The sequence below is a fragment of the Halapricum sp. CBA1109 genome (assembly GCF_009741825.1).
Taxonomy (GTDB): domain Archaea; phylum Halobacteriota; class Halobacteria; order Halobacteriales; family Haloarculaceae; genus Halapricum.
This window is the reverse complement of record NZ_WPCA01000014.1, coordinates 1-20551: the sequence shown is the minus strand read 5'-3', so window position 1 is coordinate 20551 and position 20551 is coordinate 1. Positions and strand designations below refer to the sequence as shown.

The window sequence follows — 20551 nt, the reverse complement described above, 5'->3', positions numbered from 1 at the left end:
AACGGTGAGGCGTGCACTCGGAGTACGAAGCCGTCGTCTACGACTTAGACGGAACGCTCGTCAGACTCGCCGTCGACTGGGGCGCTGTCGCCGCCGCCGTCGTGGACGTCTTCGAGGCGAACGGCGACGACGTGAGCGGGATGGACCTCTGGACGATGATGGACCGGGCGAGCGGGACGGACCTCGAAACCGATGTCGAGGCCGCCGTCTCGGAGTTCGAGATCGACGGCGCGCGCGAGTCCGAGCGACTGCCGACCGCCACGGAGCTCCCGCGGTCCGAACCCGTCGGCGTCTGCTCGCTGAACTGCGCCGAGGCCTGTCACGTCGCCTTAAAGACCCACGGACTGACCGAGGCCGTCGACGCGGTGGTCGGGCGGGACTCTGTCGACGGGCAAAAGCCCGATCCGAAGCCGTTGCTGGTCACGATAGAACAGTTGGACGCCGCCCCCGAGCGGACGCTGTTCGTCGGCGACTCCGAGAGCGACGAGGAGACGGCGACGGCGGCGGGGACCGACTTCCGGTACGTCAGCGGTCGGTAGTCCGCCGGCGGGCGTACAGGAAGACGGCGAGTGCGGTACAGAACCACACGGGCGCGCCGACCCGGATGGCGAATTCGGCGCGGGCGCTCCACGTCGAGAGGTCGGCGAGCAGCGAGACGACGGCGACGATGGGCGCGCCGACGACGATGGTGAGGACGAACGTCGTCTGCATCACCCAGCCGTAATCGACGCCGTCCGGGTCGGTCGTCTCGACGGATGGCACACTCTCTCTCACGGACCGGACGACAAATCGGTTGCGGTTCGGGTGACAGCCTTTAGTTGGACGCCGCTGGAAAGAGTGGTATGCGCGCGAAGGACATCCGGAAGATGGCCGGCGAGGGGCCGATTCCGATGGTGACGGCGTACGACGCACCGACGGCCGCTATCGCCGAGGCGGCGGGCATCGACCTCCTGTTGGTCGGGGACTCCGTCGGCAACCTCAGACACGGCCACGACTCGACGCTCCCGGTGACCGTCGACGAGATGGCGAGTCACACGGCGTCGGTCGTCCGCGGGGCCGACGAGGCGTTCGTCGTCGCCGATATGCCCTTTCTCTCCTACGGGGCCGACACCGACGAGGCGATAGAACACTGCGGCCAGATGGTCAAAGAAGCCGGCGCGGACGCCGTCAAACTCGAGTCCGGCAGCCACACCGTCGAGTTGACCGACCGACTGACAGACATCGGCGTGCCAGTGCAGGCACATCTCGGACTGACGCCCCAACGCGAGAACGAGACTGGCCTGTTCAGACAGGGGACCAACACGGAGGCCGCCCGCGAGATACTGGACCTCGCGCACAAACACCAGCGAGCGGGGGCGTTCTCGCTGGTGCTCGAACACGTCCCCGCCAACGTCGCCCGGCAGGTGACCGACGACCTCGACATCCCGACCATCGGCATCGGTGCCGGGCCCGACTGCGACGGACAAGTGCTGACTGTCGACGAGATAATCGGTCTCAGCGAGGGCGTCGCGCCGTTCTCGAAGTCCTTCGGTGACGTCCGCGGGGAGATGCGCGACGCGCTTGAGTCCTACCGCGAGGCGGTCGAAGACGGGGACTTCCCCGCCGAGGAACACAGCCACTACGAGGACGACGTCGACGACTTCTACTGAGTCGTGAAGACGTACGCCGACCCCGACCGGGGACCGTTCGGCCGGGTGTCGCCGCGGGCGCCGACGAGGACCGTCTCGCCGTCCCCGGTGATGGAGACGGCGTACCCGAACTCGTCGCCGGCGGTCTGGCTGTCGGGCGGGACGAGTCGCGCCCGCGTCCGCCACCCTCCGGACCGATGCCGAAGACGTAGGCCGTCCCCGCTCGTCTCGCCCGCACGCGCTGCTTCGACGGACGCGCCGACGGCCGCGCGGGACCCGTCCGCCGAGAGGGCCACGTCTTCGCCGAACCGGTCCGGACCCCGCGCCCGGCCCGTGAGCGTCGCCGTCCGGGACCACGACCCATCGGTCCGGTCGTACACCGAGACGACGCCGCCGTCGTCGGCGTCGGCCCCGACCAGCAGCGACGTCCCGTCGCCGTCGACGGCTACGGACCGGCCGAACGACGACAGCGCGGCGTCGGCCGGCCGGACTCGGCCGTCGACGACCCACTCCTCGCCAACTGTCCGGTAGACGGTTGCGACGCCGTCCGCGTCGTCGGTCTCGGCTTCGCCGACTACGGCGGCCGTCCCGTCGCGGGCCAGCGTGAGGGCCGACGGACGGGCGTCGGTCGTTCCCACGAGGGACCCAGCCCGGGAGAATCCGCTCCGTCGACAGCGAACACGCGGGCCGCAGTCTCCGTTCGACCCGTCCCGACGAGCGCAGTCGACCCGTCACCGGAGAGGGCGACTGTGTCGCCGGCGACCGGACTCCCGTCCGTTCCGACGGGGAGTCGCGCCGTCTGCGTCCAGCCGTCGGGGCCGGCCTCGAAGAGATACGCCGTCCCGCTGTCCTCGCCGGGGGCTCCGACGAGGATACGGTCGCCGTGGTCGTCGACGGCGACGTCGCGACCGAACGCGGTCCCCTCTGGACCGTCCGACGCGAGCAGCGTCGCCGATTGTGACCACTTGCCGCCCGCGCGGTCGAAGACGTACGCCGACCCCGCCGCCGGGGAGAAGCGGCTGTCGGCACCGGGCGCGCCGACGACGGCCGTCGACCGGTCTGCGGATATCGAGACCGTCGTTCCGAACTCGTCCCCATCGGTACCCGTGCTGGCTGCGAGTTTTGCCTGTGGTGACCACGTCGTCGGCCCGCCTATCGACGCGAGATCCGACGACGATTCCGTCGGCGTCTCCGTCGGCGGCTGATCCGTCCGTCCGCTCGTGGTCACACACCCCGCCACCAGCCCGGTCCCGACGCTACACAACCCACCAAGGAATGCTCTACGCTGGGAGGGCATTAGTAGACTGGATGATATGACCGCTGAAAAAAGGCACGATAGGTCTCTATAGTTCTCAATAGACGTTTAGTGAGGACTGTTCGACGGGGTCGATCGACCAGCCTCACGTTCCCGGGATTTGGAGGCGCTACAAACGAGGACTAGGATAGTTCAATGAAATCCGAGTGGTTCTCGGCTGAGGCCAATGCATAGAGGACATCACAACCCGTGGCCATCCTGATGTCCTCCGAAAATGCCGCAGATATAGCCGGATACCCGAGTGCTGCGGCTCACAAATGGCGATCCGATCGTCGATTCAGCCCTCAGTCAACCTCACGAAGAAAGCGACCAACCGCTCTGACGAACGTCTTGGCTGTGACGACTGGTGGTGAGCGTATCACACGACCAAGTCCCGCTTTCACGAGAAAGTCAGTGAGTCGCCAGAGATTGTACAGTAGCGCCGCAAACGTGAAACTGAACAACCGTACGCGGTAGTCCTTCGAGGAGGTTTTTGGCAGGAAGGATTTCAGTGACTTGTACTGGTTCTCAATATCCCAGCGACGACCGTAGCTGTTCGTGACGTGCCGAATCTCATCGGGTTCGACGCGATCACGGTTGGTCACAAACACGGCGTAGTTGCCATCGGCGTCGTCGGCCGTCGCCGGCACGTAGAGGAACTCGGCACTGTGATCGATTTCCCCATCGACGGCCAGCGGTACATCGTGTTTGACTGCCGCGTCGGCGTCTTCATGACTCTCGATCTGCTTGATCGCCTCGTAATCGTCCTCGTACTTCGGGACCGGTGTTGTGTACAGGAGGTCGCATTCGTCGATCGTTGCGTAGACCTCGTCACTGTAGAAGCCACGGTCGAGCAGTACCTCGTCGAGGTCGACATAGTGCTGTGCTCTGTCCAGCAAACGGCGCACGATCTCAGCCTTCGAATCAGACGGTGAGTCGGCTGGTTCCCACTCGGAGTGTTCTTTGACTGGTTCAATCCCGAGGAGGATTGGCACGTGGTTGCCGACGATGGTGATCGTCGCGAACGTATAGCCGTGCTTGAGTTCGCCGTCTTTCGTGTAACCGCTGACCATCGGTGGGTAGTCCGATTTCGGAATCTGCTCGTCTTTATCGACCCACGGCCAGACGTGGTACGGGACGCGTGTGAAGTCGATTGCGGCCACCGTGTGGCGGTTGTCGAACGGGTTCTCGTAACGGATCGTATCGAGGATGTTCTCGGTCGCAGTATCAAAGGCGTCCATGAGGACGTCTCGAAACTCTTCGGCGAAGCCGACAACATCCTCTATTCGATATTCCTGGAATGGCTTTGGGAGGCTTTGATCAGCTGGCGTCGCGAACTGCTTGATTACTCGTAGGAGCGTCGAATCGTCGCAGATGTCGTTCTCGTCGAGAAACCACCCTGCTTCACCTTCTGAGTGGGCGCTCCCTTGGGTGAGGCAGGCAGTCGAAAATAGATCGAGGATCTCTACATCGTCGTAGATCCTGTTGTCTGCTCTCACGCTGTATCAATACCGTTCCGACGACATTGTCTTGCAGAATACGGCTCAGTTCGATTTCACTGGTGACGGCAAAATATCACTGTTTGACGCGCTCGCACTGTACGAAGAGGTTAGCAGTAGCCAGTCTGGCTCAGAGGATACTGATTCGGACGGTCTAGCCGATAGCAGAGAGGCGGAACTGGGAACGAATAAGACAGCGGCTGATACCGATGACGACGGAATCAGTGATCGTGTCGAAACCAACGGCGGCGACGCTATCGACACGGACGACGATGGACAAATCGACGCAGTCGATCGGGACGCAGATGGTGACGGAATCCCCGACCGAATCGAGGGGACCAACGATACCGATGGCGACGGCGTACCGAACTATCGAGACCGGGACAGCGATGGCGACGGTATCTCGGACGCCAACGAGGGGACAACTGACTACGACGGTGATGGCCTCCCGGCGTACCTCGATCCTATCAACGAGAGTGTACAGACCGATCCGGATGGTGACAAACTTTCGACCAAGACTGAACTGATTCTCGGAACGTCACCGAACGAGAGCGATACAGACGGCGACGGCATCAGCGATACGATAGAGACGAATGGTGGCGTCCCCGTGGACACGGACGGCGACGGAGTCATCGACGCGCTGGATACTGACAGTGACGGCGACGGTATTCCGGACGCGACAGAATGGGCCGGCGGGGTCGACTATGTCAATCCGTACGAGGACCGCGACGGTGACGGAACGTACAACTTTCGTGATCTGGACAGCGACAACGACGGTATCCCCGACTCGGTAGAGGGGACGAACGACACCGACGACAGCGGTGACGCGAACTATCTCGACCGCGACAGTGATGGCGACGGAGTCAGCGATGTCGTAGAAGGAACGACAGACGACAACGGGAACGGTATCCCCGGCTATATCGATCCTAGCGAACCCGACAACCAGACCAACAGCGACAGTGACCGCCCCGCAAACGGCACCGACCGGAGATCAGGTCCCGATCCGCCGGCGGACGACCCCGACGGTGACGGCCTCTCGAACGAGACAGAAAGATCACTTGGGACGGACCCGCTGTCCGCCGACAGCGATGCGGACGGCTTCAATGACTCTGTCGAGACGAACGGCGGAGAACCGATAGATACCGACGGTGACGGCCGCATCGACGCGGTCGACATCGACAGCGACGGCGACGGTCTCCCGGACAGCTACGAGCGGACGACGACCGGGACCGACCGACGGGACGCCGACAGTGACAGTCCGAAGACGGGGACGAACGACAGCGATGACGGCATCCCCGACGGGAGGGAGAACTTCGACGGCGATACGCTGAGCAACATCCGCGAGTACGCGTCTGGGACCGATCCGTTCGAAACCGACACCGACGGCGACGGATTGCCGGACGGGTTCGAGACCCGGGCCTCCGGGCTCGACCCGACGGACCCCGACTCTGACGATGACGGCGTCAACGACAGCAGTGGTGACCTCGACGGCGATGGGCTCTCGAACGGCCGGGAGTACGACCTCGGGACGGCCGTCCAGATTGCCGATACTGACGGTGACTCGCTTTTGGACGGGGCCGAGCGGAACGAACACGGAACTGACCCGCTGTCGATGGATACGGACGACGATGGACTCGCCGATGCGGAGGAAATCGCCGTTGGATCCAGCCCCACGGACGCGGACACGGATGACGACGATATCGACGACGCCAACGAGACCTACGAAACCTCGGCCGTGAACAATGAGACCGGGATCGAGGTCGCGATCCGCGGCAGCGGAAACCTCGCCTCGGAACTGGAGATCAGCTCAGCGCCGGACTACTTCGGGGCGATGAACGCGAGCGCGGGGCCTGTCGCACTCATCCAGAACGGGACCGCTTTCGAGAACGCAACGGTCACAGTTCCGATAAACGGGTCGGTCGATCCCGCCGCACAGAACCTCTCGGTCGTCAAGTGGAATGGGTCCGCGAAGGGATCGTGGCACTCCGTCGAGAGTACGATCCATCCCGAGGAGGGGGTCGCGAAAGCGACCGTCGAGTCGTTCTCGTACTACACCGTTGTCGATGTCGACAGTTGGCAGGACGCCGTCACTATCGACGGGAAGAAACCCGAGAGACTGCTCGCCTTCAAGAACTTCTCCTGTGTCGGCAACTGTACAGTCCGCAACGGAACGACGCTGACTGTTGGCGGCGAGCCGGCCAACGAGACTATCGTCGTCTCGCAGGGCGGCGATCGCTACGACGTGGTCCCGATCAGCAACGATACCACGGCGAGCGGTCTCTTCGGCGATGAGAGCTTGAATACGACACTGCCATTGAGTGCAGCACAGACAAGTCGACTGTTTGTCTGGTCCGGTCCCGACGGTCTGAGTCTTGTTACTGTCCACAACAATCGAACATCGATCACGGGTGGAAGTGCCCGGTTCGAGTACGAAGGGCTTCCAGACAGCAGTCAGTGGGCCGTTCGTGACGATACTGACGACACGTTCGACGCGAACGGCACCGCTGCGTGGTCGTGGGACGCTCAAGAAGCTGATGGCGGCGTCATAAATCAAAGTCTTGCCGGTGCTGACATTCGTGTCAGCCCCGACTACGGCTGGGCAGGGAAGCGACAAATTGTCTCGGATCAGGATCTGAACGCGGGTCCTGAATCGGAGTCCGGTCTCCGAGAATATCTCTACGATACGACCTCTACCAGTAATGAGACGATTGTTTACGCTGGTGGATTAGTTGTCGGCGACGAACGCGAAGGAATTGAACAGGGTTTCGTCGCAAAGAGCTTCGCCAATGGGACCCAGATATGGAATACGACAGTAAGTAACCCTAATGGTGGCAAAGAATTCTTTACCACAGTCGAACCGACTCCCGACGGGGGGTATCTTGCTGGTGGATATGCCAATGAGGACGGAGTCAAAGCTTGGACGGTCAAAATATCAAACAACGGATCGATTCAGTGGCAGCGAAAATACGGTGAATCTTACCGTGGTGCCTCGAACGAATACACTGAAATAAAGCATATTGGGTCAGGCGAGTAACTGTTTGTTGGCGGACAGAACCGGGATGGAGTTTCCGAGCAGGGGTGGCTCGGCCGAATGGACGCGAACGGTACGGTGCTTTCGAATCGGACGATCAACAGCACGACTTCGCTAGTCGACGTGTATCTATCGGACGATGGTGGATATACGACTCTATCATCGTATGGGAACCTCACGAAGTTCTCGTCGAACGGAACGAGGCAGTGGCAGCATAACGTCACCGGCCCGGGATACGACTGGTATGCGAAGGGATTGACGAAGCTATCCGAGGACGAGTACGGGATTGCAGGATACGCGTACAATTACACTAAATACGATGACGCTGGCGGTTGGTTCGTCCGAGTGACGACGAACGGGACAGTGACCAGTAATCGGATTATCGATGGAAATCTGTCTATCGCAACGTTCGACGATATAACGACTCTCGATAACGGGAACGCACTCCTTTCCGGGGGTTACAACTGGAACAGCCCTGATATCGGATGGAAAGCCAAGCACGGATGGATTGTCGAAATAACGCCAGATGGAGAGACCGTTCTCAATCGAACTATTCCGACGTATTCCGGTGGTATCGGTAAGTTCACTTCCATCAATTCCGGTGCGAAAGGGGACTACTACTTCACCAGTAGCCGGTGGGAACCGAGAACGAGTACGAACTATGCGTACGCCCTCCGCTACTCCGAGGACCCCGTCGATCCGGTCGACTCACTGGAGTTCCTATCCGGGCGAGCGACGGACCCGGAGGTCATATCGCTCGATACGGACCAACCTATCAACGTCACGATACCGGACGGGAATCTCTCGACAAATGCCGACGCGACGGCGGAATCGGCCGGCCCTGGCGAGGCGAACTGGACCTATTACGTCCCCGAGAACGGGACGAGTGAAATCGCGTTTACTTACCAGTCGGAAGTGACTGGTGATGACCCGTCGGCGACGGTGACTGTCAGGAACGAGACGACGGGTGGCAAGATTACTGAACCGCTGACAGTCGGGACGGTCGGGACGGTACGAGAGCGGATCAACGTCACCCGATTCAGCGGGGCTGTGACCGTCCGCATCCGCGCTACCGACGCCGCCGTCAAAACGCAAGTCACGAACTACAAGGACGCCGACGGCGACGGACTCTGGAACGCGTGGGAGCAGCGAACGTGGGACTATCCCTACATCTCTGGCGGCCAGTTCCGGAGTTCCCCCTACGACAACGACACCGACGGCGACGGGATTCCCGACGGCGAGGAGTATACCATCGTCGCAAAGGAGGACAAGCCGGAGTACCCCGGCGCCCCGGTCTCCAGCGTTCCGGTCCTCCAAGCGGATATGTCGTCGAGTCCAGAACGTCTCGATACCGACGGCGACGGACTCCCGGACCCGATAGAACGCGAGGGATGGAATGCGACGATCACTACCGCACCGAGTCAGTCCGAGACGGTGCTCGATACACTCGAAAATCAGGGGCGGGCGGCAGCAGTCACAAAGATGGACCGCCGGCACGTTTCGTCCGACCCGCGGAACGCTGACACGGACTTTGACGGTGTCGATGATCTCAACGAGTATACGAACCGGTCCGACCCGCAGGACTCGGACAGCGATGGCGACGGGATCCCCGACCACAAAGAACTCCAGACGACCGGAGAGGTCGGTCTCTTCGATCACACAGCCCCGCGGATCGAAATCGTCTCCATCCGGAAAAACGACGCTACTGGGACTGAGTACGACATCTTCTTCCGGCTGAAAGACCGGAGCCCGTTCGAACTGGAAGACGGGACCGCCGCCGGCGCGAACTTCTACAAAAACGGCAAGATGCAGTACCCGATGGAGAAAACGGGGACCGACGATACCGGCGTCGAACGAGTGATTTTCGATGTTGAACGGTCGTTCGCGGACAAGATTGGCACTGCCGTCAGCGGGTTCTTCCTTGGGAACTCCGTCGATATCAGAACGAGGGACGTTCACGGGAACTCGAAACGCCAGACCTACGCCGGGACTGATACCTTCGGTCAGGCGGCGAACGTCGCCGCCGACGCACCGCTGCCCGGAGATATCGGGAAAGAAGAAATCATCCTTCTAATGGGCTTTTCCTCGGGGGTCACTACGGCGAGTGGCGAGTCGATACTCGGCCTTGCTGAGCTAATCAACAATCCCAAACAGCAACTCGACGCGATGCGCGAACTCGCGACGTACCTCTACGGTAACTGGACTGCCGTGAAGAAGCTACCAGAGTTGATGCTCGATAGCGTCTCGCAGACCCGCGAGCAGCGGAATCCGTTCAGCCACGGTCGGCCGGCACACCTCGAATTCAGTGCAAGCTGGTCGGCCGGATACCTCGTTGGGATGGTACTCACCGAGTTTATCACTGCTTCCGCCGGCGGAACGGTCGCGAGTATCGCAAAACGGTCGAGCAAACTCACGACGCTCTTCTCGGGACTCCGCACGGCCTCGACAGCAGTCAAATCCGCATCGATGCGCGCTCTGGGGGCCGCAAGCAAGGTCCGGACGGTGCTTCCGGACGTCGATATCGATACCGGCGCGGTCACGAACCGCCTCAGCGGGGTATCGACTGCCGGTCGCCAGCGCGTCGTCGGGGAAGTCGACCGCTTCGACAGCGGCGTGCAGTCGTATATCGACGAGACGGGACTCGAGACGCCGGCCGCGAAGGCGTCGACGCTGATCAAGCGAACGGGCAGCGCGGGCCGGACGACGCTCAGCGGACTCGCAGGCGCCTCCAAAGCCGGTGCGGACACGCTCCTCCGTCTGGGAGACGACGCGGCGGCCCAGCGGGCGTCACGAACGCCTACGCTCGCGGTGACATCTCCGCCGGCGAGATGGCGACGGCCCTCGCTCGGTACAACGACCTCGACGCCGACGGCCGGCGCGCGTTCCAAGAAGTCCTCCAAGCCGGCGGCGACGACGTTGTCGAAGCGACGGCAAAACTTGACGGCGCTGTCGTCGACGACGTGATCCGGGCGGACGCTTCGGCTATCGACCGCTCGCTGGCGCTGCGGCGTGCCCAGTTGGCCGACGATACCGCCGCCGTCGAAGAGATGCTCCGGGGCGGGGACGCAGCGGACGTACGCTTCGTAACCAAGACGGAACCGAGAACGCTCCAGCAATGGCTGACCCCGGAGTGTGCTGTCGGCGGTGGCAGTGCGCGCACAACTGGTGGTGCTGCCAGCGGATCGTCCGGAACCGGACTCAGCGGGTGTAGCTACGACGCTGCGTTCGCGGACATCGTCTCCGATACGCTCGACGACACCGATATCAACCGTAACAGGTTCGTCAGGCGGTACGAGAACGATATCGAAGATAAGGCAGCCTTCCGGGCCGCGACAAAAGACCTCGACACCGCTGACCGGGAAGAAATGCTTCGTATCACCACCGAGGTCAACCGGGAGTACGCCTCGAACATCGGCAGTGGTGTCGCCGACATGCGGTCGTCGGGTGCTGGCGACCTTGCGGACTTCTTCGCGTTCGACGCCGGGGATGCGACACAGGCCAGGGCATCGATACTGCGAGCGGTCGGTGACGACAAGAGCAAGGCCGCCGATGTCACGCCCGAACGGGCGTATCAGTTTGGCACGGACGCACAGGATCTGGCAGACGACCCCAACGTCGAGAACGTCGATGCCGTGATCACCGATGACCTGACTGCCAGTGGTGATGATGTGTTCGTCAACAAGGATCCAAATGGTGTCAAAGGCGCGATGTACGAGTTCCGACTGGCACGTGAGAAGATAGACGAAGGCGACATCGGCACGATCGAGTTGGGCAAAGAGATAGAGACGCCTGAGTTCGACGGCTTGGACTCGGACCAGATCGACGGGATCATCAAGGACATTGATTTCGAGGTCGGTACGAGAAGTGAATCCGATCTTAGTCGATCCCGGAAAAAGGAAATCATCAGAGACGCGCTTGGTCCCAACTCTGACGGCTCCAGTAAGTCCTCGGAGTTCGACCTGCTCCGAGGTGACGACGGATACATCGAAGCCAAGGCAGGGGACATTGATCGTGAGGATATCCGGAATAAGCTCATCCGTTACAAGGCTCACCAACTGGAGGGTGATCTCGCCGACGGTAGATCGATGAAGGTTGTCGGTCAGTCTGGCGAGTTCACTTACACTGGAAGCGACAAGTTGCGCAAAATTGGAGAGTTCATCAAAAACAGTGATGGGGTTACACGGGAGACACTCGACTGGTAACTATGTCAGTCGACGACGACCGCTACATTAGCGCTTACTACCTCTACCGGGAAGGCGACCCGGCCGCCATCAAGACGGCACACCGGACGGCGTTCGATGATAATCCAGAGTGGGACTGGGATCCGCCGTTCCTGCGGACCGCCTTCGGTAACGTCAGCATCGGCTGTGAGGACATCGCCGCCGAGATGACAGGCATGGACCACCCCGACAACTACACCTACGAGGGCGCGGAGACGTGGGACCTCTTCGAGACACCCCTCTGTGAGTACTTCCTCAAGAGTGAGCACGACCTCGGGACCCCAGATTTAGTCGGGCAGTTCGCCGATATGATTGCTGTGGGCTACGAGGCCACCGACGACACGCCACTTGCGGCACACGCTGAGTCTCCGGCGGTCCGTGCCGCCGCCCACACCACTGATACGCCGCCGTTCACCGCCCAATCGCTGGCCCACGACGAATATGAGCGTCTCAGTTGGATTACCATCTTCACTCCGCCGGTAGTCGAGACGTACGGCCGGGAGACCCTGCTGTCAGCACCCGCTTGGGAGACTCGAGAACTCGACGACGGCGCGGTACTGGTCATCGCCTACGGCGACCCACACGACCCCGACCGCGAGCGGTACGAGGCCGTGGCCGAGCACATCGGTATCGAGGCGTACTGAGCCGGAGGGACGGCCAAACTCGACGGTGCTGTCGTCGACGACGTGATCCGGGCGGACGCATCGGCCATCGACCGCTCGCTGGCGCTACGGCGCGCCCAGATGGCCGCCGATACCTCTGCTGTGGAGGAGATGCTCCGTGGTGGGGATACTGCGGACGTTCGGCTGGCGGCTGGGACGGCGCCGCGATACCTCGACTCGGTGACCGAGCTTTCCGGGGAAACGCGGCGTATCGTGGCCGACGGCGACGGTACTCTCGACGCCTCATTCGACCGGGCGATCAAACGTGTCGCTGACGGTGACGCGAAAAAGCGAGCCAAACGGTTCGTCAGCAATACCGGCGGCAACAAGTGCCACTCCATCAGCAGAGAAACTAATCTACCATATATCACAGAAGTGGTGGTTTGTAGGAATCCAGATGCCGAACTTGTGGCCTACGGACGGCGCATTGTATATAGCGATATGTGGTTTACTAGTTCGAGAGCGGGCGTGCAGGGCGTGATACGAGATAACAACCCACAGTAGAGCTGGACCTCAAAGCAGGCGATAGACGTGCTGTTCGTAGACAGACCGAACGCGGTCCCCCCAGTCGTGGGTGTAGGTGTCGATGACGTCCTGGGCGACGTCGCCACGGAGGTACTTGACGATGCCGCGGTCACCGGTCCGGTCCCGGAGATGTGTCGTGAAAAAGTGCCGGAAGTAGTGGGGCGTGACGTTGCTGGCGGCGCCGGCCCCGTCGTGGTACCACCCGGCGTCCCGCGCGTGTCGCTCGACGGTATGGTGGACGATGTCCGTCGTGACTCGGCGGCCCCAGCTATCGCTCGTGCCCGTGAACAGCGGTCTCGCCTCCGAGACTGGGTCCGGCCGGACGGCGAGCCACTGCCGGAGGACGCTCGTGAGTTCCCCGTCGACGGGAATCACAGTGTCGCGCTGTCGCTTGTTCGACGCGTCGCGTCGCTCGCCGTTGACCGTCTCGCCGCGGGCTGGCGTCGCCGAGACGTACAGCGAATCCAGCCGCCCCTCCAGTTGGGGTCGAACGGTCACTGACTCCCGGGGGTCGTCGGCCAGATGGAGGTCCCGCTGGTCGAGGTTGCACAGTTCCCCCGCCCGCATCCCCGTCTTCAGGAGCGTGACGATCAGGGCCCTGTCCAAGGGATGCCCGATAGCGCCGACGAACGAGCGCATCTCGGGCACGGAGACGTCCCGTCGTGCCGGGTCGGTGTCGATAGTCTCGTCGACCTCCTCGATGACCAGCGCCATCGGATTGGTGTCGAAAGCCCCGACCTGTGTCATATAGTCGTAGAACCGGTGGAGATACGACGTGTACGTCGCTACGGTGCTGTCCGCCGTCGTTCCCCGGAGCGAGTGGACGTAGGCCATACAGTCCCTGTGTGTAGCCGCTGTGAGTGTACAGTCCCGGTCGTCGAGGAACGCCTCGAACGACCGGAGCACCCGCTCGTAGGCCGCCTGCGTCCGCTCTGTCTTGCCCTGATAGGCGATGTCCTGCAGGAAGTACGCGATTGGGTCCTCGTCGGCTTCCGTCGTGTCCGTCGCACTCATCGATCCACCAGCGTGTAGCCGCCGTGGCGGCCGCTGTATCGAACGACGTTGTCCTCCTGGAGTTCCGCCAGCGTCTCGTCGAGACGCGTCTCGATGTCGTCGGTCAGCGATTCGAGGAGTTCCTCCCACGAGTGGTGTGTCGACCCAGAGAGGACGGACTGCACCCTGTCGGCGAGTTCGGCGGCGTCGGTGCCGTCGGCGTCCGACTCACAGTCATCCCCGTCCGTGCCGCCGTCCTCGGCCGAGAGAAACCCGCGACGCCCGGCCTGTACCATCGTCCGAACGAACTCGCTTTGGCTCATCTCCAATCGCTCGGCGTGGTCCGTCCACTCCGCTTTCTGATAGGCCGGGACGTAGGTCTTCACCGCGACTCGGTCTGTCTCTGCCGACATACCTCGGCCGTCGGCCCCCTCCCACATCAATCTAACCCATATTCGAGGATAAAGACCCTTATTTGGTTCACTGTACCCCTATTTGCCCCCTATATCGCGCGTTCTTCGACCGCGCATCAGCGTCCGAGGATAGATAGTCCTACGCTCACAGCTAAAGTATAACGACGCTGATCGACTATCGAATTCGTCGTGAGAACGCAACCCGGTTTTCGGCGTCCAACCCCCAGGGTAGAGCAGTCGAGATCGGCCATCGTCGGGCCCGGATTTCGTTCGCATCTATTAACCCTTTCTGCCGTCGAGAGTGGAAACTTACAACTCGTTGTCCGTTACTGCACTCCTAAATATTATTTCGCTATATCTGTGGCGAGTGTCACAGAATGGTCGAAAAGTTAGCTCAGTGACTTTTCTTCGACGCCGTCGAGATTGAGTGTTCCGATCAACCGAGCGGTAACCACCTGCTCGACGATATCAACGAGTTGGTCGTCCTCGTAGCCGGCGAAGATGCCCAGCGGAACCTCGCCGCCGGCCATCTCGCGGTGGCCGCCGGCACTCCCGACGTCCTCGAACGCCCCGGCGAGTACGTCGCCCATATGGATTCGCGGGTCCGTCGACCGGCCGCTGAGGTGGATGCTCTCCTCGACGATGCCGAAGACGATGGCCGTCTCGACGCCCTCTAGGGTCGCGAGGTAGTCCGCGGCCTGCGGGAGAGCGTCGCGTTCACTCGTGCGGCCCACGTGCGTAATCAACACCGCTCCCGTGACGAACCGGTTCTCGATAGCGTCGGCGATGGCGTCGACCGTCACCCCACTCACCGACGGGGTAGAGAGCTTCCGCAGTAGGTCCCTGTCCGCTGTCTCGTGGAGGTTGCCAGCAGCGGCGTACTCCGCAGGTGTCGTCCCGCGGAGAAACCCCAACGTCTCTCGGCGGATGGCGAACAACAGCGCGGTCGCGAGTGTCGTGTCGATTTCGACGTCGAGTTCGGTGACGTACTCGGTGAGAATCGTCGCCGTCGCTCCCAGTTCGGGGCGGTGGTCGACGAACCGCGCCTCGATGTTCTCCGCAGGATGGTGGTCAAGCACGATGTCGACGGGCGTTCCGTCCGGCACTTCGTTGTTCCCTCCCGCGACGCTGTGGTCGACAAAGGCCAGCAACTCGTCGTCGGCGCGGTCGACGACGGCCCCCCGGTCGAAGGGTTGGAGGTCGATGTCGAGTAGGTTGACGAACGCCCGGTTTTGCTGGTGGGAGATGGTCCCGCTGTAGAGGATCCGCCGTTCGTCGATGCCCGCGGCCGCAGCGATTCGACCCAGCGCCAACGCGCTCGCCAGACAGTCCGGGTCCGGGTTGTTGTGACAGACGATAGTCAGCGACCCAGCTGACTCCAGCAACTCCCGTAACGTCGATACGGTGCCCATACCGTCCGTTCTCTCGGGACCGACTAAGCCGTTCGGGCGAACTGTTTGAACACGCAGCGAGTAGCCTGCGTCTGCGTATCTGTTCCTGTTGGGCACAGAACACAGGTGTGCACGGACACTCGGTGGCCGAGAGAGCGGAGTGTTTCCAGTCTCGGCAACTTCTCCTCCCGTGACGGCAACCGAAACGGGACGTACCCGGATCGGGTGGGAAGATACAGATTCGAATCCCCTGCCTGACACACTTACCGGCCCGGTAACTGGCAGGGGAACAGACAGCTCCTGCGAGCGCGGAGTGGAGTCCCCTCGTTCGTCGGGCGCGGATAGGTCCAAGCTGGTCAGCGGGGACTCAACGTCCAGCAGTCGGTAAGCACAGTGACGTGGTCGCGTCCGTCGAGACCTGCGACTACTGTCGGTTTGGATAGCTACGACCCGACTCAGCTACGACACATAAATCATATTTGGCTATACAGAATTGTCCGGAAGTCGACCCCCCAGAGCCCCGGCAGCTACAGCCCCACAGACCACCGGACACGAACGAGTGTCTCAGGAAGCCAACAATCGAAGTTCCGTCTCAGTCACTCGATGTACCGAGGCTCGTATCCACGGATCCCACGCTTTCCGTTCTCGCCGCAGTGTGTTTTCTATCGACAGAGACGCCCGTCTGGGACCGTCAGCGTGACTTCGGACTGCCGTCGTCGTCCCGTAGATGGTAGCTGACCTGCAGAGACATACCCACCAGGGACGTGTCTGTCGGGGGTGTCGAACACCAGAGTGGGAGAAGCGTTCTGTCGGCTGATATCTCTGACCGTCTACGCGGGAGACTCGGGCAGTATGCTCGGGTATGCACCGACTACCTATGATGTCGACGTACCACTGTCGACACCCGAAGTGCAATGTACGATGCCATCGCAGTAGGGACGGACGGAAGTGAGAACGCACAAGAGGCGGTCGAACGGGCGGTCAACCTCGCCCGAGAACACGACGCCGAACTCCACGTGATCACCGTTGTCAACACGGCGAGATACGGTGAACCGGCGTTGAGTAGTCACGAGTTGGTCCTCAACGAGCTCGAGGACCGGGCCAACCGGCAACTCGACGCGATCAGCGAATACGGGACCGAAGCGGGAGTCCGTGTGGTCACGAGATGTTTTCACGGGGATCCGAGCGAGGAGATCGTCGAGTACGCTCGGGAGAACGACGTAGACCTGATCGTACTCGGGGCCCGCGGCCGTACTCACCCACGCTCGACAATCGGCAGCACCGCCAGTAGGGTCCTCCAAGACATAGACCACGAAGTGCTCGTCGTATAGTCGGCGGCTCCTACCGGCCGTACTTGGGTTTCCCGGACGAGACGAACGTCGGTGATCGCTCGGTGGGCGACGACAGCGAGTTCCGTTGCAGTATCGAAAATCGCTCGGTCGCTTGCTCACTGATCGCGAACACGTTACTGACAGCGTCCTCGACCACCTCGCCGAGCGGGCTGGCCATCGTGGCGGGATCGAGTCGCCATACGACACCGATGCTACGGACGTAGAAGCGACGCCTGTCGATAGAGATCCGTCACAGTGTCCGATCCAGCGGTCGGGGACTGAGACTACGCGTCCGGGTCGAAGAGTTCGGGGTTCGCCTCGCCATCGGCGGTGACCACCGCCATCGCGCCCTTGCGGGCGACCCGCGAGAGGGCGTGGTCGACCAGTTTGAACGCGCCGGGGACCGGGAACGACATCGTGGCAACGCAGGAACTCCCCGGCGGGACCGGCGTCGTCTGGACGTACCGGGCGGGGTCGTTCGCCAGCGCACCCTGTTCGTAGACCTCGTCCCAGACGCTCCCGATGGGGTGGAAGCTAGACTGCTTGTTTGGGCCGCCGACGGCGAAGAACACGCGGGCGGTGTCGCCCGTCTCGACCTGCATCTCGTGGTAGTTCTCGGGCGTGATGGCGTACTTCTCGCCGTTCATCAGGACGTAGGTCGGCTCCTCGGCGGCCATACTTGGGAAGTCGAACTCGTGGTGACCCTGCTGACCGGCGTCGCCCGTGGTGTAGAGTTCGTGTTGGCCGAGGTAGAACTCGTGGTCGACATCCGAGAGACCCTCGGGCGGTTCGACGACGATGAGGCCGAACATCCCCGAAGAGATGTGGTAGTCCACGGCAGCGACCGCACAGTGGTAGACGAACGCCCCGGGGTAGGTGACCTCGAACCGGAGGCGTTCCTCCTCGCCGGGTGCGACCCTCGTCGCCTCCGCCCCGCCGCCGGTCCCGCGGGCCGCGTGGAAGTCGACGTTGTGAGTCATCGAGTTCGACTCGGGGTTGCGGATCGTGAGGTCGATGGTGTCGCCGACGCGCGCCCGGACCATCGGGCCCGGAATCTGCCCGTCGAAAGTCATATACTGGAACGTTACGCCGGGTTCGACCTCCGCGACGACCTCCTCGGTCTCCAGTTCGACCTCGACGGTCGTCGGCGAGTCCCGGTCGATCGGATCGGGGATGTCCCGCGGGTCGGCCGCGACCCTGTCGACGTCGGTGTCCTTCGGAGCCGAGAGCCCCGAGTCGCCCTGTTCCGGGGTGTCCGTCCCCGTCGATCCACCGACACAGCCGGCCAGCGCCAGCGCACCGGTGACGCCCGCCGCACCGAGTAGTTGTCGTCGCGTGCTGTGATCGTACATCTATACGTCGAGAGACGGTACCCTACACGGTGGTTCGAACGCCGAACATATTCGAAATGAAGCGGGAGGTGGTCGATCAGGCCGACTGGACGGCGTCGAGCAGTTCCTCGTAGTCGGGCTCGTTCGTCGGGTCGTCGGCGACCCACGTGTAGGTGACCGTCCCCTCGTCGTCGAGGACGAACACCGAGCGGTTGGCGATACCGATGAGGCCGAGGTCCTCGATGTCGATGCGGACGTCGTAGGCGTCGATGGCCTCGCGGCCCATATCGCTGATCAGGTCGAACTCGATGCCGTGTTCCTCGCGGAACGAGCCCAGCGAGAACGCCGAATCGGCGCTGACGCCCAGTACCGTCGCGCCGGCCTCGGCGAAGTCGTCGAGGTGGTCCTGCAGCGCGATCATCTCGTTGGTACACGGCGGCGTGAACGCCCCCGGGAAGAACGCGAGGACGACCGGCCCGTCGCCGAGGTGGTCCTCGAGGGCGAACGATTCGTGATCGGACGTTCCGACTGTCGCGGTGAACAGCGGCGCACTGTCACCAGTCTGTGGTGTTGCCATCGACTATCGGTACGAGCGTGTCCGTGATAAGGAATTGGTCGCCGGTGGCCTCTGCCGGCGACGTGTCGACCGCGTGACGCTCAGCCGTGTTCCGCCCGGTCCCCGGCAGTCGGCTGCGGAGCGATGCGACGGACCGACCGGGACGCCACCAGCGCGATAGCGATTTCGAGACCACCGGCGACGAGAAACGCCGGGAGGTAGCCGTAGACGCTCGTGACGACACCGCCGACGAGGAACCCGCTCAACATCCCGAGGCTCCCGAAGACGTTGAACCCGCCCATCGCGACGCCGCGTTCGCTGCCGGGGACGATGTCGGTGACGAGCGCCATCGTCGCCGGGGAGATGAACGCGCCACAGACCCCACAGCAGACCATCAGGCCAGCGGCCACGAGGTAGGTCGGCGCGGCGGCGATGGCGACGATGACGACCCCGTAGAGCAGCGACCCGGCGACGACCGGCAGGAACCGGCCGACCCGGTCGGACACCAACCCGGCGTAGTACTGCAGCGCGGCGAACGGGAGGAAAAACAGCGCCAGCGTCACCCCGGCTTGGGCCGCGCCGATGGCGAACGTCTCCCGGAAGTACGCCACGCCGACGAGGGCGAAAAAGCCCGCCGTGAGGCGGTCGATGTAGCCGAAGGCGTAGGGGACCAGCAGCGTCGGGCGCGAGCGGACGCCCTCAATGACGCTCCCGACCGGGAGGCCGCCGCCGGGACCGCTGTCGGGCACCGTCGCCGCGACGAGGGCCGCGACGCCGAGGAGACCACCGCCGGCGTACAGCGGCGCGAACGGATCGACCGTCGACAGCGCGCCGCCCGAGACCGACCCCAGCGCCGCGCCGAACCCGATTGCGGTCCCGGCGGCCCCCATATTCCGCCCGTGACCGCCCGAGAGGTCCATCAGCATCGTGATCGCCAGCGAGAACGCCCCGATGGTGAACGCACCGCCGACGACTCGAAGCGTCAGTATCGCCCCGAACGGGGCACCGACGGTCGCGGCCGCGGGCACGGCGACGTAGCTCCCGGCCCCGCCGACGGCACCGAGGACGACGAGCGGACGGCGCGACCCAAGCGAGTCGCTCGCGGCCCCCCACAGCGTCGCGCAGACGACGAACGCGGCGAACTCGGCGACCAGAAACGCCGTCTCCGAGAGGATGCCAGCGGTCCCGCCCAGCGCCGCGACCGTCTCCGACAGCCCCGGGTACAGCAGGACCTGCGAGACCAGCACGCTCCAGACGACCAGTGCCAGACGCGGTCGCTCGGTCATCTACTTGACGGTTCGGGTCGACCACTGATAAACGGTCCCGGACTGTCGTGCGCCGCGGTGACGAACATGTTCGTCGTGACTGACGAGGCCGTGGCGGCCCTCGAAGCGAGTGTCAGGAGCATCGCGGCCAGCGACCCCATCTCAGCAATGGAACACCAATCAGACCACGAGCGGCGAGTCAGAGAGGCACTATCGGCGATAACGCTCCCCGGTGCGGACGAGGACCCGCTGTCGTCCGGGGCCGTCGCCGAGATAGACGTCCACGGACCGGAGGCGACGGTCGTCCTCGACCCGGCGGCGGCCAGCGGGGACCTGCGGACGGCCGCGGCCGCCGCCGCCGAGAGCGTCGACGGCATCGAGGCAGTCGACGTCGTCGACGCCGACGCGGACG

Annotated in this window: 18 protein-coding genes and 1 pseudogene; 8 read left to right on the top strand and 11 right to left on the bottom strand. The window is 62.9% G+C overall.

The genetic code is table 11. The features are described from left to right. Positions 1-11: 11 nt before the first annotated feature. Entirely contained in the window at positions 12-539 is a 528-nt protein-coding gene (locus tag GJ629_RS02960; RefSeq protein WP_370515767.1) for an HAD family hydrolase, read from the top strand. On the opposite strand, the gene GJ629_RS02955 is transcribed toward GJ629_RS02960, so the two are convergent. Further along, positions 526-711 carry a DUF5822 domain-containing protein gene (locus tag GJ629_RS02955; protein ID WP_157511687.1) on the bottom strand — a complete coding sequence of 62 codons (186 nt, stop codon included), beginning with the start codon at positions 709-711 and terminating at the stop codon, positions 526-528. The genes GJ629_RS02960 and GJ629_RS02955 overlap by 14 nt on opposite strands. 131 nt (positions 712-842) lie before the next feature. Between GJ629_RS02955 and panB the strand changes: the two genes are divergently transcribed. Then, entirely contained in the window at positions 843-1649 is an 807-nt protein-coding gene (gene panB, locus GJ629_RS02950) for a 3-methyl-2-oxobutanoate hydroxymethyltransferase (RefSeq protein WP_157511678.1), read from the top strand. Here the strand turns inward: panB and GJ629_RS17845 are convergent. From GJ629_RS17845 to GJ629_RS17840, 3 genes and pseudogenes are all read right to left on the bottom strand, one after another. Next, positions 1643-2266, bottom strand: coding sequence for an FG-GAP repeat protein (locus tag GJ629_RS17845; RefSeq protein WP_157511677.1), 624 nt, complete (start codon positions 2264-2266; stop codon positions 1643-1645). The genes panB and GJ629_RS17845 overlap by 7 nt on opposite strands. Beyond that, on the bottom strand, positions 2203-2856 hold the full coding sequence (locus GJ629_RS02940; protein WP_197428400.1) for an FG-GAP repeat protein: 654 nt from the start codon (positions 2854-2856) through the stop codon (positions 2203-2205). The genes GJ629_RS17845 and GJ629_RS02940 overlap by 64 nt, the downstream gene beginning before the upstream one ends. Before the next feature lie 371 nt (positions 2857-3227). Then, positions 3228-4424, bottom strand: a pseudogene (locus tag GJ629_RS17840) (transposase); the annotation flags it as partial. 28 nt (positions 4425-4452) lie between these two features. Here GJ629_RS17840 and GJ629_RS02930 point away from each other — a divergent pair. From GJ629_RS02930 to GJ629_RS02915, 4 genes are all read left to right on the top strand, one after another. Then, positions 4453-7455 carry a hypothetical protein gene (locus GJ629_RS02930; RefSeq protein WP_157511675.1) on the top strand — a complete coding sequence of 1001 codons (3003 nt, stop codon included), beginning with the start codon at positions 4453-4455 and terminating at the stop codon, positions 7453-7455. A 912-nt stretch (positions 7456-8367) separates the two neighbouring features. Continuing rightward, positions 8368-10416 (top strand): hypothetical protein, encoded by a 2049-nt coding sequence (locus GJ629_RS17835; protein WP_157511674.1) that lies wholly within the window; start codon positions 8368-8370, stop codon positions 10414-10416. 1240 nt (positions 10417-11656) lie between these two features. Beyond that, the gene (locus tag GJ629_RS02920) at positions 11657-12316 is read left to right on the top strand and encodes a hypothetical protein (RefSeq protein WP_157511673.1); all 660 of its coding nucleotides are present in this window, start codon (positions 11657-11659) and stop codon (positions 12314-12316) included. A 42-nt stretch (positions 12317-12358) separates the two neighbouring features. Next, on the top strand, positions 12359-12838 hold the full coding sequence (locus GJ629_RS02915; protein ID WP_157511672.1) for a hypothetical protein: 480 nt from the start codon (positions 12359-12361) through the stop codon (positions 12836-12838). A gap of 9 nt (positions 12839-12847) precedes the next feature. On the opposite strand, the gene GJ629_RS02910 is transcribed toward GJ629_RS02915, so the two are convergent. The 3 genes from GJ629_RS02910 to GJ629_RS02900 all read right to left on the bottom strand — a co-directional run bounded on the left by GJ629_RS02910 (position 12848) and on the right by GJ629_RS02900 (position 15677). Next, positions 12848-13873 carry a tyrosine-type recombinase/integrase gene (locus GJ629_RS02910; RefSeq protein WP_157511671.1) on the bottom strand — a complete coding sequence of 342 codons (1026 nt, stop codon included), beginning with the start codon at positions 13871-13873 and terminating at the stop codon, positions 12848-12850. Continuing rightward, positions 13870-14265, bottom strand: a complete 396-nt coding sequence (locus tag GJ629_RS02905; RefSeq protein WP_157511670.1) for a DUF5805 domain-containing protein — start codon at positions 14263-14265, stop codon at positions 13870-13872. The genes GJ629_RS02910 and GJ629_RS02905 overlap by 4 nt, the downstream gene beginning before the upstream one ends. A gap of 389 nt (positions 14266-14654) precedes the next feature. Further along, on the bottom strand, positions 14655-15677 hold the full coding sequence (locus GJ629_RS02900; protein WP_157511669.1) for a bifunctional oligoribonuclease/PAP phosphatase NrnA: 1023 nt from the start codon (positions 15675-15677) through the stop codon (positions 14655-14657). 893 nt (positions 15678-16570) lie between these two features. Here GJ629_RS02900 and GJ629_RS02895 point away from each other — a divergent pair. Next, positions 16571-16987, top strand: coding sequence for a universal stress protein (locus GJ629_RS02895; protein ID WP_157511668.1), 417 nt, complete (start codon positions 16571-16573; stop codon positions 16985-16987). Positions 16988-16997: 10 nt separating this feature from the next. Here GJ629_RS02895 and GJ629_RS02890 read toward each other — a convergent pair whose 3' ends face one another. The 4 genes from GJ629_RS02890 to GJ629_RS02875 form a co-directional block, all read right to left on the bottom strand. Then, on the bottom strand, positions 16998-17165 hold the full coding sequence (locus GJ629_RS02890; RefSeq protein WP_157511667.1) for a hypothetical protein: 168 nt from the start codon (positions 17163-17165) through the stop codon (positions 16998-17000). 106 nt (positions 17166-17271) lie between these two features. Continuing rightward, a complete protein-coding gene (nirK, locus tag GJ629_RS02885; RefSeq protein WP_157511666.1) occupies positions 17272-18339 on the bottom strand; it encodes a copper-containing nitrite reductase in 1068 nt (355 codons plus the stop codon). 76 nt (positions 18340-18415) lie between these two features. After that, positions 18416-18895: a redoxin domain-containing protein gene (locus GJ629_RS02880; protein ID WP_157511665.1), complete on the bottom strand. Its 480-nt coding sequence runs from the start codon at positions 18893-18895 to the stop codon at positions 18416-18418. 80 nt (positions 18896-18975) lie between these two features. Then, positions 18976-20160: an MFS transporter gene (locus GJ629_RS02875; protein ID WP_157511664.1), complete on the bottom strand. Its 1185-nt coding sequence runs from the start codon at positions 20158-20160 to the stop codon at positions 18976-18978. Positions 20161-20226: 66 nt separating this feature from the next. On the opposite strand from GJ629_RS02875, the gene GJ629_RS02870 reads away from it, so the two are divergent. Continuing rightward, positions 20227-20551, top strand: a 325-nt coding sequence (locus GJ629_RS02870; RefSeq protein WP_231754463.1) for an iron-sulfur cluster assembly protein, incomplete at its 3' end; no start/stop codon positions are given.

Bases quoted from the DNA above. Each gene is read 5' to 3' on its own strand.
- GJ629_RS02955 (WP_157511687.1), bottom strand. From the start codon at position 711: ATGCAGACGACGTTCGTCCTCACCATCGTCGTCGGCGCGCCCATCGTC.
- panB (WP_157511678.1), top strand. From the start codon at position 843: ATGCGCGCGAAGGACATCCGGAAGATGGCCGGCGAGGGGCCGATTCCG.
- GJ629_RS02920 (WP_157511673.1), top strand. From the start codon at position 11,657: ATGTCAGTCGACGACGACCGCTACATTAGCGCTTACTACCTCTACCGG.
- GJ629_RS02910 (WP_157511671.1), bottom strand. From the start codon at position 13,873: ATGAGTGCGACGGACACGACGGAAGCCGACGAGGACCCAATCGCGTAC.
- GJ629_RS02905 (WP_157511670.1), bottom strand. From the start codon at position 14,265: ATGTCGGCAGAGACAGACCGAGTCGCGGTGAAGACCTACGTCCCGGCC.
- GJ629_RS02900 (WP_157511669.1), bottom strand. From the start codon at position 15,677: ATGGGCACCGTATCGACGTTACGGGAGTTGCTGGAGTCAGCTGGGTCG.
- GJ629_RS02895 (WP_157511668.1), top strand. From the start codon at position 16,571: ATGTACGATGCCATCGCAGTAGGGACGGACGGAAGTGAGAACGCACAA.
- GJ629_RS02890 (WP_157511667.1), bottom strand. From the start codon at position 17,165: ATGGCCAGCCCGCTCGGCGAGGTGGTCGAGGACGCTGTCAGTAACGTG.
- nirK (WP_157511666.1), bottom strand. From the start codon at position 18,339: ATGTACGATCACAGCACGCGACGACAACTACTCGGTGCGGCGGGCGTC.
- GJ629_RS02880 (WP_157511665.1), bottom strand. From the start codon at position 18,895: ATGGCAACACCACAGACTGGTGACAGTGCGCCGCTGTTCACCGCGACA.
- GJ629_RS02875 (WP_157511664.1), bottom strand. From the start codon at position 20,160: ATGACCGAGCGACCGCGTCTGGCACTGGTCGTCTGGAGCGTGCTGGTC.